This window comes from Peribacillus sp. AS_2 (assembly GCF_026891895.1).
Taxonomy (GTDB): domain Bacteria; phylum Bacillota; class Bacilli; order Bacillales; family DSM-1321; genus Peribacillus; species Peribacillus frigoritolerans.
This window is the reverse complement of sequence record NZ_JAPTGA010000017.1, coordinates 21,914-36,376: the sequence shown is the minus strand read 5'-3', so window position 1 is coordinate 36,376 and position 14,463 is coordinate 21,914. Positions and strand designations below refer to the sequence as shown.

Annotated in this window: 11 protein-coding genes; 10 read left to right on the top strand and 1 reads right to left on the bottom strand. The window is 40.4% G+C overall.

Annotated elements, in window-relative coordinates; all coding sequences use genetic code 11:
* Nucleotides 1-106: 106 nt before the first annotated feature.
* The 5 genes from OTG27_RS22890 (at nt 107) to OTG27_RS22870 (ending at nt 8,021) form a co-directional block, all read left to right on the top strand.
* A complete protein-coding gene (locus OTG27_RS22890) occupies nt 107-2,353 on the top strand; it encodes an AAA domain-containing protein (RefSeq protein WP_268938242.1) in 2,247 nt (748 codons plus the stop codon).
* Between the two features lie 280 nt (nt 2,354-2,633).
* Nucleotides 2,634-3,632 carry an LLM class flavin-dependent oxidoreductase gene (locus OTG27_RS22885; RefSeq protein ID WP_268938241.1) on the top strand — a complete coding sequence of 333 codons (999 nt, stop codon included), beginning with the start codon at nt 2,634-2,636 and terminating at the stop codon, nt 3,630-3,632.
* Between the two features lie 91 nt (nt 3,633-3,723).
* Nucleotides 3,724-4,746: an LLM class flavin-dependent oxidoreductase gene (locus OTG27_RS22880; RefSeq protein WP_268938240.1), complete on the top strand. Its 1,023-nt coding sequence runs from the start codon at nt 3,724-3,726 to the stop codon at nt 4,744-4,746.
* 93 nt (nt 4,747-4,839) lie between these two features.
* A complete protein-coding gene (pabB, locus tag OTG27_RS22875; RefSeq protein ID WP_268938239.1) occupies nt 4,840-6,588 on the top strand; it encodes an aminodeoxychorismate synthase component I in 1,749 nt (582 codons plus the stop codon).
* A gap of 101 nt (nt 6,589-6,689) precedes the next feature.
* Nucleotides 6,690-8,021 (top strand): D-serine ammonia-lyase, encoded by a 1,332-nt coding sequence (locus OTG27_RS22870; RefSeq protein WP_268938266.1) that lies wholly within the window; start codon nt 6,690-6,692, stop codon nt 8,019-8,021.
* Nucleotides 8,022-8,880: 859 nt separating this feature from the next.
* Here the strand turns inward: OTG27_RS22870 and pdxR are convergent.
* Entirely contained in the window at nt 8,881-10,275 is a 1,395-nt protein-coding gene (gene pdxR / locus OTG27_RS22865) for a MocR-like pyridoxine biosynthesis transcription factor PdxR (RefSeq protein WP_268565908.1), read from the bottom strand.
* A gap of 135 nt (nt 10,276-10,410) precedes the next feature.
* On the opposite strand from pdxR, the gene pdxS reads away from it, so the two are divergent.
* The 5 genes from pdxS (at nt 10,411) to ssuE (ending at nt 14,266) form a co-directional block, all read left to right on the top strand.
* Nucleotides 10,411-11,298: a pyridoxal 5'-phosphate synthase lyase subunit PdxS gene (gene pdxS, locus OTG27_RS22860; protein WP_268938238.1), complete on the top strand. Its 888-nt coding sequence runs from the start codon at nt 10,411-10,413 to the stop codon at nt 11,296-11,298.
* Between the two features lies 1 nt (nt 11,299).
* Nucleotides 11,300-11,899, top strand: a complete 600-nt coding sequence (pdxT, locus tag OTG27_RS22855) for a pyridoxal 5'-phosphate synthase glutaminase subunit PdxT (RefSeq protein WP_063576142.1) — start codon at nt 11,300-11,302, stop codon at nt 11,897-11,899.
* A 144-nt stretch (nt 11,900-12,043) separates the two neighbouring features.
* The gene (locus OTG27_RS22850; RefSeq protein WP_268938237.1) at nt 12,044-12,790 is read left to right on the top strand and encodes an SDR family NAD(P)-dependent oxidoreductase; all 747 of its coding nucleotides are present in this window, start codon (nt 12,044-12,046) and stop codon (nt 12,788-12,790) included.
* Between the two features lie 167 nt (nt 12,791-12,957).
* Nucleotides 12,958-13,545: a TetR/AcrR family transcriptional regulator gene (locus OTG27_RS22845; protein WP_034306949.1), complete on the top strand. Its 588-nt coding sequence runs from the start codon at nt 12,958-12,960 to the stop codon at nt 13,543-13,545.
* Between the two features lie 187 nt (nt 13,546-13,732).
* On the top strand, nt 13,733-14,266 hold the full coding sequence (gene ssuE / locus OTG27_RS22840) for an NADPH-dependent FMN reductase (protein WP_268938236.1): 534 nt from the start codon (nt 13,733-13,735) through the stop codon (nt 14,264-14,266).
* Nucleotides 14,267-14,463: the final 197 nt, after the last annotated feature.

Sequence of the window (14,463 nt, the reverse complement as noted above, 5' to 3'; positions counted from 1 at the left end):
TTTCGCGAAAAAAGTCATGATGACAGCGTTATTTTCAACATCGGAGCCTAGCCAATGGGCCAGTTTCTTCGTACTACAATGGCATATTTTGTGAGGAAAGTGAAAAATGAATTCGACAGTTAATTATATAAAAGAATGGCAGCAGGCACTTCAACTTGAAATCCTGCATTTGAAAAAATATGGCAGCACAAAATACTTGGTTTCGAACGGCCATCTGCTTACAAGCGACGGTTCCTTCAACTATTATTTTGAAACAGGTTCATCGGTAAAAATCCCTGTCGGTTCCCTCGTTCGACTTGAATGGGGAGGGATTAAACAGGATGGAAGGATCCTCTCATCGGAAGGGAAAAGTATAATCATTGTTTTTGATCGCTCGTTAGGCGATATCATCAGTGAAGCCTTTTTATACCATGATCCCTGGGAATTGCTGGAGCAATTGATTATCCGCTTGGATGAAATCAAGAGGAGTAAAAGGAAAAGGCTTCGAATCAAGCGCCTGATGGATCCGTCCATGCCGCAAAAACATCCTTTAACTGAAAAACAAAGCAGTGTGAAAGAATTATATTCCCGCTCGAAGTTCAATCCTGTCACTTTTGTTTGGGGACCGCCTGGAACAGGAAAAACCTATACTTTGGCTCGTACAGTAGCCAATCATTATTTACAAGCTAAAAAAGTTCTGGTTTTGTCCCATAGCAACCAGGCTGTAGATGTTTTGATGGCTGAAATTTCATCATTCATAAAAAAGAAAGATCGTTTCAAAGAAGGCGATGTGCTTCGCTATGGATCTCAAATCGGTGAATCACTAGCTATCCATGATGATATTGTTACGGGGCAATTATTAGGTAAACATGAACCGACATTAATTAAAGAAAAAGAAGAACTTGGCGAAGAAAAACGTCTATTAAAATATGATTTGGCAGGTTCCTTCAGTAAAAGGGATACGGATCAGTTAATTGAGATAGAGAAAAAGCTGGCCAAAGTATTGGAGAAAATCCGCCAAAAAGAGATTCAATTCGTAAAAGAAGCAAAAGTAATCGGGACGACCTTAGCTAAAGCCGCAAATGACGAAACGGTTTATCAAAAGGAGTATGATCTGGTCATCTTGGATGAAGCGAGTATGGCTTACGTTCCTCAGGTGGCTTTTGCTGCAGCGTTAGCCAAGCATATTATCGTTTGTGGTGATTTCAAACAATTGCCGCCCATTGCTTCGGCTCGTGATTCCCTCGTGAAACTTTGGCTGAAGGAAGACATATTTCATCGGGCCGGTGTCGCCCAGTCTGTTGAAGAAGGAGAACTCCATCCCCATCTATTCCTATTAAAGGAACAACGCCGCATGCATCCGGATATTTCAGCATTCACTAATCGTGTCGTCTATAACAATTTTGTTGGCGATCATAAAAGTGTTGCAACTAGCAGGGAGGGCATAATGCTGGCGGAACCGTTTGCCAATAGGGCATCGGCACTTCTTGATACTAGCTTAGCAGGGGAATATTGCATCACTGAACGGACATCCCACTCGAGAATGAATTTATGGCAATTGCTTTTATCTTTTCAGTTGATTCATGAAGCTTATGTGGGCGGTTCAAGGTCAATTGGTTATGTCGCACCATATCGGGCTCAGGCAGAATTGATGGAAAAGCTATTGGATGACTTATATGAAAAAGAACGGCAAACTGCGGATATCATCGCTGCAACTGTTCATCGTTTCCAGGGAAGTGAACGTGAGATGATGATCTTTGACACAGTAGATAGTTATCCGCAAAACAGGGCTGGAATGTTATTGACAGGGAGAGAAAGTGAAAGGCTGATTAACGTGGCAATAACAAGGACTAAAGGTAAGTTCGTACATGTATGTGACACTTCGTTTGTTAACAAACACGTTTATCGCAGTAAAACACTTCGTCAGCTTGTCGATCATCAAATTCAAAATGATCAGATTGTATCAAAGAAAGACATTGGAAAATGGGTTAACCACCAGCACCCGAAATTACGATGGATGCATGCCCGTAAATTGGGGGACTTTCAGGAAGATATTGAAACAACAAAACATGACATGGTTATCGCTGTACCGGATTTGAACAGTTTGTCAGAAGAATGGCAGCAATATTTAATGAAACGGAACCCTGCAGTGAAATTGACGATCATATCAGCAAAAAGAAATCCTGATATCAACTCGGATCATTTTATTTGTTCCCCTATTTCCTTTGCCTTTATCATCTTTGATCATCGAGTTATTTGGCTAGGTTTGCCCGTGGAGTCCAATAATCGGGTTCAGCCCCCATATATAGCGGCTCGTTTGGATTCAAAAATCATGGCAGATGAATTACTATCTCAATTCAAAAAAAGTGAATAGCTTTGGAAAGCCCCTTATAAGGGCTTTTCTTTTTTACATAAATCCCTAAAAGGACCTCGCTAGAATAAATGATGACCATTTGAGCCACTTGCGTCCTTAGTGTATTAAACCAAACACCTCGCTAGAATATAAAATTCACTTATACTCCCTAATTTGGATTCAACTCCTTATATTTTCTGCTAAAGGCTGCAAACTAAACAACAAAGCAAGCGTTTCAGGCGACTTTCGGCTGGTTATGATTTACGATTAAGTTACGAAAGCCAAGAAAGGAGGTAACGAATTGAAATTGAGCATATTGGATCAATCCCCGATTGCATCCGGGCAATCAGCACAAGAAGCTTTGCAGGCTTCACTTCAACTAGCTCAAGAAGGAGATAGGCTGGGTTATAGCAGAATCTGGTTTACTGAACATCATGATTTGCCTGGCTTGGCCTGTTCTGTTCCAGAGGTTTTGATAAGCTATATTGGTTCACAAACAAAAAATATCCGGATTGGATCAGGGGCAGTACTGCTTCCACATTATAAGCCATACCGAATAGCAGAGACATATAATATGCTAGCCACGCTTTTTCCAGGCCGGATTGATATCGGAATGGGACGTGCTCCTGGTGGATCTGCCGAAGCAACGATGGCCTTATCCGATAATTTCCTTCAAAATGTATATAAAATGCCCGAACTTGTTCAAGAATTGTTGAATTTTCTAAGAGATGAATTTCCGAAAGAACATCCGTTTTCAAATGTCTCTGCTGCTCCTATCCCCATGCTATCCCCTGAACCATGGATATTGGGAACAAGCGGGAAAAGTGCAAAACTAGCCGCTGAGAATGGAACTGCATACGCGTTTGGGGAATTCATGAGCGAAAATGATGGCGTGCAAAGTATTAAACAGTATCGTGAGCACTTTCAAACAAAAGGGATACTCAAAGCACCTAAAACGATTATTACGGTATCGGCCATTTGTGCTGAAACGGAAGAATATGCGAAAGAAATCTCCCTCAGCAACACCCTGTGGAAAATTCAAAGTGGACATGGGGAAAGAAAGCAAGTTCCAAGCATAGAAGAAGTAAGGAATCATGAATGGACTGAAAAAGAAAAAACACAGATGGAAACCATGCATAAAAAACTGATTCTTGGTACCCCTTCACAAGTTAAGGATCGCCTATTGACGATTCAGGAGAAATATCAGGCAGATGAAATCATGTTGATAACCATCACTCATAAGTTGGAGGATCGGCTTAATTCGTTTCGATTGATTGCCAGGGAAATTCTTAACAGTTAATCCTTAAGCATTTTATGTGCATTTTTTGTGTATTTTCTATATGATGGCTTTGCGTCCGATTTATCATAATTGAAAGAAAGAAGATGAAGATATGAATGCTGATCAATATGCAAAAAAACTTGGCGACATTTCTTTTTCCGTTCTGGACCTGGCTTCTATTGTTGAAGGTGGCACAGTTTCGGGAGCTTTTAAAAATACAGTAGAATTAGCTAAACATGCAGAGCAATGGAATTACAACCGTTTCTGGGTTGCAGAACATCATAGCATGCCTGGGATTGCAAGCTCTGCAACGTCAGTGCTTATAGGCTATGTTGCAGGCAGGACGGAAAAGATTCGGGTAGGTTCTGGAGGCATAATGCTACCGAATCATGCACCGCTGGTTATCGCAGAGCAATTTGGAACATTGGAAGCAATGTATCCTGGTAGAATAGATTTAGGACTGGGGCGTGCTCCGGGAAGCGACCAATATACAGCCATGGCACTTCGGGGTGATGTACGTAATAACGGTCAGGATTTCCCTGAACAATTGGCGCAGCTCCGTAGCTATTTAGATGCGGATTCTAAACATAATCGTGTTCGTGCCATTCCTGGAGAAGGGCAGGACATCCCGATTTGGCTGCTTGGTTCAAGTGGGTTCAGTGCAGCATTATCAGCACAGCTGGGATTGCCATTTTCATTTGCAAGCCATTTTTCCCCTGAAAATACTCAACCGGCTTTAGCCCGCTACCGCAATAATTTCCAACCATCCGACGTTCTAGATAAACCTTATGTCATGGTTGGTATCAATGTTTTTGCAGCCGATACTACGGAAGAAGCGCAAAGGAATGCTACATCTTATCAACAGCAGTTTTTGAATTTGATACGGAACACACCCGGTCAACTAGCTCCTCCAGTTGATACGATGGATGGCCTTTGGACAGAATATGAAAAAGCCATTGTCATGAAGCAGCTGAACGCTTCCATTATAGGTAATCCAAAAGAGGTAAAAGAGCAGTTGCAGGGATTTTTAAATGAAACACAGGCGGATGAAATGATTATAAACTCTGCCATTTATGATCAGGATGCACGCCTTCGTTCTTATGAAATCATTGCAGAGGTTACTGGAATGAAATAATTGTTAAAGAATGAGCTTGCAGATCCCGTGTCTGCAAGCTTTTTTATAAAAATACATACCGATTGGCTTCATAAACAAAGTTAGGAGAGAGTAATGAAACGAGAAGATCCTTTATCCTTAATATTTCACTTCACAGATAAACAAGGTGACAGCAGGCCACTATATTTTGCGAATCCGAAAAAAGTGATCACCGCCCATTCAATTGAGGATGTCATTCCCCAATTCCAAAAAGTCCAGGAAGCGATCGAACAGGGGAATTATGCAGCGGGATATGTTTCCTATGAAGCGGCACCTGCTTTTGAACAATCCTTTAAAGTAAAAGATGGAGCCAAAATGCCATTATTATGGTTCGGGATTTTTGATAAACCGGAAGCGGAAATACCTGAAAAAGTGACCGGGGCTTTTCATTTAGCTGAATGGCAATCAGAAACGGATTCAAATGCCTATCGTTCTGGATTTCAAAGAATAAAATCAGAAATCAAGAAAGGCAACACATACCAAGTCAATTATACGATGCGTTTGCAATCTCAGTTCGAAGGAGATGACTTCGCTTTTTTTGAACGTTTGAAGAGAGCCCAACGCTCGAACTATAGTGCATATTTGAACGTGGGTTCACATCGAATCCTATCGGCTTCACCCGAGTTGTTTTTTCGTTGGGAAGATGGTCAGCTGATTACTCGGCCCATGAAGGGAACGGTAAAGCGGGGAACGACACTAAAAGGGGATCAGCTCAATGCTGAATGGTTGGCAGCCTCGGAAAAGAATCAAGCTGAAAACTACATGATTGTGGACCTGCTAAGAAATGATTTGGGAATGATTGCGGAACCAGGAAGTGTCGAAGTTCCACAACTTAAGGCAATTGAAAAATATCCGACCGTTTGGCAAATGACATCCACGATTACAGCCGATACGAATCCAGGAACAACAATCATTGATATATTCAAGGCCCTTTTTCCTTGTGGATCGATAACAGGGGCACCTAAAATTAAAACGATGGAAATCATCGCTGATATCGAGAATTCACCGCGTGAAGTTTATTGCGGTGCAATCGGGTTTATCACTCCTGAATCCGAAGCCGTTTTTAATGTGCCGATTCGTACGGTCGTGATTGATAAGGAAACAGGGAAAGCCGAGTATGGGGTTGGCGGGGGGATCACTTGGGATTCCGAGTTATCGGAAGAATATGACGAAGCCTTTTTAAAAGCCAAATTATTAACGGTTGAACGGCCTGCTTACAAACTATTGGAATCGATAAAGCTCAGCGATGGCGAATATTATTTGTTGAATGATCATATCGACAGGATGAAACAATCCGCTGAGTACTTCGATTATCGATTCTCTGAATTGTATCTTAGAGATCGACTCCAAAAGTATGCGGAAATAAACAATGGGACGTTGCAAAAAGTAAGGGTACTACTACATGAAAATGGTGAAATTGAAGTCTTGGGACAAGCAATCAAGCCCCTTGATCCAGAATTCAAGGCTATACTAGCTGAAGCTCCAATATCAAGGGCAAATCCATTTCTATTTCATAAGACCACCAATCGTGATGTCTATGAAGGCTTTCAAATGAATAATCCCGACTTCCAGGATGTTCTGCTTTGGAATGAAGAAGGATACATTACGGAATTCACGAACGGAAATGTAGTGGTAAAGATAAATGGTGACCTCTATACCCCTCCGGTGGAATCAGGTTTGCTTGCAGGAACATTTCGTCAAGAATTGATCAGGAAGAAGGAAATCAAGGTAAAAAACATTTCAAAGGCTGACCTCAATAACGCTGAGGAAATTTGGTTCATTAATAGTGTGCGAGGGAAATTAAAAGTGAATTTAACTTTCTAAGCTGATAATTCGTAAAAAAGTGAAAAGTGTAATCTTTATTACCGTTTGTTGAGTTATAGTAGATGATGAATACTACATTTGGGGGAGGGACTGCTGAGGAGATGCATAAAATCGCAGGATTATCGATTAACGAATGGAAAGCGAAAGATCCTATACTTAATAATGTGATAAAGATGAATGAAGTCTTCTGGAAGAATCCAGATTACGGTAGCAAACAAGAAAATCCAATCGTCCAAGCTGAACAAGTTAAATCGGCTGAAGAAAGATTAAATAGTTTTGCTGATTATATAATTAAAGCATTTCCAGAAACTGAACCAATGGAGGGGATCATTGAATCACCTCTAGTAGAGATTCCTTTCATGCAAAAAAACTTGGAAAAATCCTATGGGACTAAAATTGCGGGAAAACTTTTGCTGAAATGTGACAGTCATTTACCTATATCAGGTTCAATCAAGGCACGCGGAGGTATTTATGAGGTCTTAAAACGTGCTGAGGAAATAGCAATGAAGCATGGCGGTTTAAAGCGGACTGATAATTATGGAATACTTGCGAGTGATGAATATAAGGAGCTTTTTTCAAAATATTCGATTGCTGTCGGTTCAACCGGCAATTTAGGAATGAGTATTGGGATAATAAGCGCGAAGCTGGGATTTAAAGTAACGGTCCATATGTCTGCAGATGCCAAACAGTGGAAAAAGGATAAATTAACAAGTCTAGGTGTCATTGTAAAGGAATATGAAGATGATTATAGTAAAGCTGTAGAAGAAGGCCGTAAAGAAGCATCACTTAATCCCGATTGCCACTTTATTGATGATGAAAATTCCATGGATCTGCTGCTAGGTTATGCGACAGCTGCAACGCGACTGAAGAAACAATTGAAAGATATGTCCATTGCCGTAGATGAAGATCATCCTTTGTTTGTGTACTTACCATGCGGTGTCGGCGGCGGGCCAGGCGGCATAACATATGGGCTCAAGTTAGCCTTTGAAGATGATGTACATTGTTTTTTTGCAGAGCCGACACATTCACCATGCATGACGCTCGGATTGATGACAGGACTTCATGACAAAGTTTCGGTTCAGGACTTTGGCATCGATAATAAGACGGAAGCGGATGGTCTTGCAGTAGGAAGGCCTTCAGCATTGGTTTCCAGTATAATGACGACCATGTTAAGCGGGAGCTATACCATAGAGGATAGAAGGTTATTCGAACTGCTCAAGGAAATGGCAGAGACGGAAGGCCATTATTTAGAGCCATCTGCCCTAGCAGGAGCATTTGGTCCGATACAACTTTTTTCAGCTAAAGAAGGAAGGGAATATCTTATGGATCAAAAACTGCTGGATAAAATGAACCAGTCGACGCATGTCATCTGGGCTACCGGCGGGAGCATGGTACCAAAAGATATGATGGAACTGTATTTATCTAAAAGTTAAAAAAATCCACAAGAGTGAAATTTTCAGAATACAGGCAAACTCGTAGAAAAATGAGTTTGCCTGCATTATTTTTATTTGAAAAACCTCTCAGTTGTTTTCAGCGAAGCCGTTTTTCGTCCAAACCGCACTTTATTTGACCGACAACGAATTATTCGAACCCCGGAGCATAAATTTTGCGGTCCGGATGATGATTCCGTTCCCTTAAGGTCGGCGTCCTGCCAAATACTCCTCACCGCAAGCTTCAAGCAGTGGCTGGGCTCCAGACATTCAATCCGAATTTCATCACAAAGAAAAGTCTTGTATTAAAATCAGGGTAATCATCCCGATACAATCGTGAGAGGGAATCAGGATGAGACCATTCCGAACCTCTTTTGACATTTTCATTGAAATATCTCCTAAAGTTAAAAAAATGGAGCTCTATGAGCCACTATGTTAAGCCACTTTTGGACCTAGCCATGTCCAATTGGCCATATTCTTAAAATTTATGGCAGAGAAAGTAAGCATCGCTTGCATCGGCTCTTTTTAAGTCCCATTAAAGCAGTCTTACGCATATCCTGCTTCTTTTGCATCTACGAATACACACTCAATCGTTTTTTTATGTTTCGCATATAGGTTTTAAAAATGACGCAGATGATCTGAATCTTCCACGATATGCTTGTCAGAAATGCCGTGCCACTACTAAAAGCGCGTAGGGGAGACGACCCCTCAGGCGAAAAGCGGAGGGCCGACCGCCGGCGGAAAGCAAGCGCCTGAAGTGGAAATCGACGTTCAATATGTAAAAGCTAAAAAAACTGTAGACAAACTCGAGCGAAAGTTTGTCTACAGTTCGTGAAGTTCACGACAGTGAACTTCTTTATATTTATAACCCCCATGAGTTCAATAAAAGGTGAATGGCTTTTTCCAATTCGGATTCAGGAATCCCTGCAAAGCCCAATATAATTTTTGGAGGATGTTCGTCAATTTTCTCGATTGAATATGTTGATAATCCATAAATTTTAATTTGGTCTTCGTTTGCCTTTTGAATAAGTGTCTGTTCATCCATGCCGTTCTTGACGATGAGGACGATATGCAATCCTGACCGCTCTCCAATGATTTTTATTTGTTGATGGGGTTTAAATAGATCAATCACTTTATCCAGCTTCCGACGGTACACTTTCCTCATCCGATTTAAATGCTTTTCAAAATCCCCTTTCTTCATGAACTGTGTCAACACGTGCTGATCAATCCGTGAAACGGTTGAATGGTAAAAAGACAATTCCTGTTGATGCATTTGTAACAATGGAGCGGGAAGAACCATATAACTGATCCGAATTGATGGCATCAATGATTTTGAAAATGACCCTAAATAAATCACCTTATCACCAGCATCCATACTTTGTAAGGAAGGAATTGTTTTTCCACTATAACGAAATTCACTATCATAATCGTCTTCGATAATATAGCGGTTTGCTGCCCCTTGAGCCCAGTTCAACAATCGGGTCCGTCTGTTAACGGATAGGATTGTCCCATTGGGGAAGTGATGTGAGGGAGTGACATACACAACGTCGATGTTTGAATCTTCAATTTGGTTCACCTTTACGCCTTCTTCATCAATTTGCAGTGGATGGACTTCATTTGGGTAGCTGCGTAAAATCCGATGAATCAAGTGATACCCGGGATCTTCAACACCATAGATGGCATTTTTATCGAATAGAAGGACTAGCTGCTGTAATAAAATTTCCATTCCTGCACCAATGATGATCTGTTCTGGGACACATTGAACACCACGTGCATGATACAAATAATGGGCAATTTCACATCGTAATTCATATTCCCCTTGAGAATCCCCAAGTAAAAGAAGATCTTGATGTGATTCATCGATTTTGCTTTTCATGTATTTTCTCCATTTTTCAAATGGGAAATGTTCCGTGTCAATTTGGCTGGGATGAAAATGATATAGCAATTCCCCTTGTTTATGATTGATTTGTTCCACTGATACTTGGTTAGTTTGTGTATACTCTAAATCCTCGAAAGTTTGAATATAGTACCCTTTTCTTGGTATGACTTCTACGTATCCTTCAGCAGTCAATTGTTCATATGCAGTCTCCACGGTATTTTGACTTATTTGAAGGAACTCTGCCAATTTCCGCTTGGAAGGCAGTTTTGTGCCGTAAAGAAGACGGCCTTCAATGATTTCTTTTTTAATATATGAATATAATTGTTCGTACAAAGGTACTTCACTTAACCGATTTAAATCGCAAGAAAGCATATTCATTTTGTTGCCACCTTTTTGATAAATTTTTACTGACCTCATTAAACTTATTAAAACTGACACTTTCAATGTGGTCAACTCTTTTTTATACTAAGCCTAACAAATCTAAAAAATGAAAATATTAGGGGGAAGAAAAAAATGGAAAAATTATTAGGAACTGACACAGTAAAAAGAGGAATGGCACAAATGCAAAAGGGTGGCGTAATCATGGACGTCATTAACGCAGAACAAGCAAAAATCGCAGAAGCATCTGGTGCGGTAGCTGTCATGGCATTGGAAAGGGTTCCTTCCGACATCCGTGCGGCTGGCGGAGTAGCAAGAATGGCAGATCCGAGAATTATCGAGGAAGTAATGAATGCAGTCTCAATCCCGGTCATGGCTAAAGCAAGGATTGGCCATATCGTTGAATCAAGGGTCCTGGAATCCATGGGAGTGGATTATATTGATGAAAGTGAAGTGCTGACTCCTGCGGATGAAGAATACCATATTCTAAAAAGTGATTTCACAGTACCTTTCGTTTGTGGCTGCCGTGATTTAGGCGAAGCTGCGCGCCGTATTGGTGAAGGAGCATCCATGCTTCGTACAAAAGGAGAACCAGGAACAGGTAATATTGTGGAAGCAGTGCGCCATATGAGAAAGGTACAGTCACAGATTCGCAAAGTGAGCATCATGAGTGATGATGAATTAATGACAGAGGCAAAAAATCTTGGAGCCCCTTTTGAAATTTTAAGAGAAATCAAACGCACAGGTAAATTGCCTGTAGTTAACTTTGCAGCGGGCGGAATTGCCACTCCAGCAGATGCTGCATTGATGATGGAATTGGGAGCAGATGGCGTTTTCGTTGGGTCTGGTATTTTTAAATCTGAAACTCCAGAAAAATTCGCATCCGCAATCGTTCAAGCGACTACATATTTCACCGATTATGAATTGATTGGCAAGTTGTCAAAAGAATTGGGCAGTGCAATGAAGGGCATTGATATTTCCAAACTAGCTCCGGCAGAACGGATGCAGGAACGTGGATGGTAATATGATAACGATTGGTGTTTTGGGATTACAGGGAGCGGTTGAAGAACACTTGAACCAAATCAAAGCTGCCGGCGAACAAGCGATTATAGTAAAAAAACCGGAACAGTTGCGGGAAATCGATGGCTTGATCATTCCAGGCGGAGAAAGCACGACGATGAGGAAGCTAATGGATCGTTATGGATTTATGGAACCGATCAAAACTTTCTTCGAAGATAAAAAACCAATTTTCGGTACATGTGCTGGGATGGTATTGGCGGCAAATGAATTGACTGGCGATGAGGTGGCCTATCTCGGACTAATGGACATTTCTGTGAAAAGGAACGGATTTGGACGTCAACGGGAAAGTTTCGAGGCTGACCTATCCATCAAAGGAATGGAAGCCCCATATAAGGCAGTATTCATCCGGGCGCCATTTGCTGATGAAGTTGGAGAAGGTGTAGAAGTATTGGCTGTTTATGAAGAGAATGTAGTGGCTGCGAGACAAGACCATGTCCTCGTAAGTGCATTTCATCCAGAATTGACAGGTGATGATCGCTTCCTTCAACTTTTCATTGAAATGGTGAAGACATCCGTAAGTAAGGCCGAATTGAAAACCTGCTAAACAAATGAAGCTGTCCTATTAATAGGACAGCTTTACTTTTGAAAGCTCAAAACTCTATAAAAATACATATTGCTTGAATTTACTATTCTTTACTTTTATAATAAAAAGTAAGTATTTACTTACTTACTTGGAAGGGGAATGTATATGACAGCAAGAGTTGCAGTTATCACAGGGGGAGCAAGCGGTATAGGCCGAGCCACATGCCTGAAATTCGCAGCAAAAGGGGACAAGGTCGTTGTTGCGGATTTTAATGAAGAAATGGGTCGGGAAACCGTTGATCAGATAACAGCTAATGGTGGAGTGGCCATTTATGTTAAAACGGATGTTTCTAAGCAGGAAGATGTTGAATCGTTAATCAATAAAGCAGTGGAAACATACGGAAGGCTCGATATCATGTTTAATAATGCCGGCATTGGTGCGGGCGGTATGATCCTAGACCAAGATATGGAAGGTTACTACAAAACGATTGGGGTGAACCAGCACGGAGTGGCCTTTGGAATCATGGCAGCAGGACGGAAAATGAAGGAACTGGGTAACAAGGGAGTCATCATAAATACCGCTTCCGTGTTTGGCTACTTAGCTTCCCATGGGACTTTTGCCTATCAGGCGACTAAAGGCGCTGTAAGAATGATGACACAGACAGCAGCTTTGGAATTGGGTGCTCATGGGATACGCGTTGTGGGCATTGCGCCGGGCGGGGTCGACACTCCTATCATACAAGGTTATAAAGACATGGGAATCATCGATAAATTGAATGCAAGTCAAATGCGCGGTGAATTGATTAAGCCAGAAGCCATTGCAAATACCGTCTATCTATTATCGTTAGAGGAAGCGGATGCGATCAATGGAAGTGTAGTCATGGTCGATGATGGCTATGCATCTTTTAAGTGATTTTAAGAAAACATCGTCCCAACCAGATGATGTTTTCTATTTATGATATATGGGAATATTGAATTCTAATAGATCAAAGGTAATATTGACCGATTGATACCAGCGATATATCATGGGAAATAGATGGGTGAAACCGGTCTTATCTTTATAAAAGAAGGTTGATATTTTTGAAAAAAGGGCAGCAAACCAAAGAACGAATCATAAATGTAGCCCGGACTCTTTTTGCCACTAAAGGTTTTGACATGACAAGAACGAATGAAATTGCCTCTGCATGCAATGTTTCCGAAGCTACAATTTACAAATACTTTGACAGCAAAAAAGATTTGCTTTTGGCTACAATTACCCCTAATGAAAAAGAGGAATCTGAAGATGGGACTAGCCATCTATCCACGGATGATCTAGTGGAGAATCATGTTACTACCATGATAAAAAAAATTCTTGAAAATAAAGAACAGTTTTCGATATTATTTAGGGAAACACAATTCGATCAAGATATTTCAAAGCAATATGTAGATCAGATTTTCAAGCCAAATGCCAGGCATATTGAAATACAGAAGAGAATAGATAGCGGAGAGATACAATATATCTCTGATATTATTTTATTTAATGTAGGGATCATTTCTTTCACATTGGCTTTATCTACACATTATGAGATCCATCAACAAAAAAAGGAGCCATATTTTACTTCTGAACGAATTAAGAGCATTGCTCAACTTTTGGTATATGGTATTCATGGGAAACAAAATCATACATAATGAAACGGTCATATTTAAGGGCATGAGCATCAAGCCGTAAATATGACCGTTTCTTTTTTCATTCAGAGTAGATGTCCAGAGTGTAAGATTTGACTTATATTTTTCAGACAATTACGATAAATGTATACTTCACGAAATGCTTTAAGAAAATTATATCTGGAAATCTTGTAACATTGGAGGGTATCAAATGAGCGATATCGTAATTTTATCAGGAAGTCCGGCTATTCCATCAAGAACGGACATTTCACTAAAACATATTCAATCATTAGTCGAAAATGCAGGATTTACTACAGCTTATTTCTCGATTACGGATTTCTCAGCAGATGATTTATTCCAAGGGAAATATAATAGCGAGGATATCTCAAAGCTTTCAGAGAGAATTCAAGCAGCCAGAGGAGTCATTATAGGTTCACCGGTTTATAAGGCTTCTTATACAGGTGTATTGAAAGCATTGATTGATTTGCTGCCAGAAGGTGCTTTTAAGGGTAAGCCGGTGCTGCCAATCATGATTGGTGGAAGTAACAGGCATCTATTGGCGATTGACTATGCGCTTAAACCATTAATTTCAATATTAAAAGGCGAGCCGCTGCAGGGGATTTATTTTGTTGATAAAGAAATAGATAAACAGAATTCAGAAAATCCGATCAATGATTTGCATTTAATTGATCGCGTCCAGAGTCAGGTTCAAGAATTTGTAGAAGCGATACAGTTAAGAAATTAATGACTTCAATAAATTAATTCCTTTTATAAAAAGACTGGAACCTTAGAAATTTTTTTAGAATAACACGCGTCAATAATAGGCCTATTAATGAAAATAGACTCATTTTTTTGGAGACTTTATCTAAAAAAACGAGTCTATTTTCGTATTTATATGAACAAAAAATCATAAATTGAATAGTGTGTATAAAAATAACAGTT